Source organism: Halorubrum sp. Atlit-26R (assembly GCF_003666015.1).
Classification (GTDB): Archaea; Halobacteriota; Halobacteria; order Halobacteriales; family Haloferacaceae; genus Halorubrum.
This window is the reverse complement of the sequence record NZ_QPLT01000509.1, coordinates 1-452: the sequence shown is the minus strand read 5'-3', so window position 1 is coordinate 452 and position 452 is coordinate 1. Positions and strand designations below refer to the sequence as shown.

Genomic DNA, 452 nt, shown 5'->3' with positions numbered 1-452 from the left:
GGGTCACCGCCGCCGTCGAACACGACGAACCACGAGTCGGCGATTTCGTCGGACCGCTCCAGATGCAGCGTGAACGTGCTGTACTCGGGCGGGTCAACGTCAGGGACGGCATAGGCATGAACGTCCACGTCGGTCTCGCCCAGCCGCTCGTAGAGGTCGAGTTCGCCCTGCAGGGTCGAGAGCGTCTGGAAGCCGGCGTGGAGAGTCCCCTGTCCCACCCGCCACGCGCGGTCCTCAATTTCGCGGGACGCGGCAGTCATCCGCTGGATAGACCACGAGGTGAACATCGTCTCGTCGAGGTGGTCGAGAATCGACGCGTACGGACTGTTGTCCCGCGTGATGTACTGACGGCCTTGTTCGAGCGAGTCGGTGAACGAAGTGAGACTCGCAGCTGCGATGACCTCCTCGTCTTCGCTGAGGGTAATAAACTCGCCCGGTCGCCCGCTCTCAGT

The 452-nt window shown here is 63.5% G+C and carries 1 protein-coding gene; it reads right to left on the bottom strand.

From position 1 onward, the window contains the following. Window positions 1–452: DICT sensory domain-containing protein (locus DVK07_RS21695; protein WP_303646405.1), on the bottom strand; the 452-nt coding region annotated here is incomplete at both ends.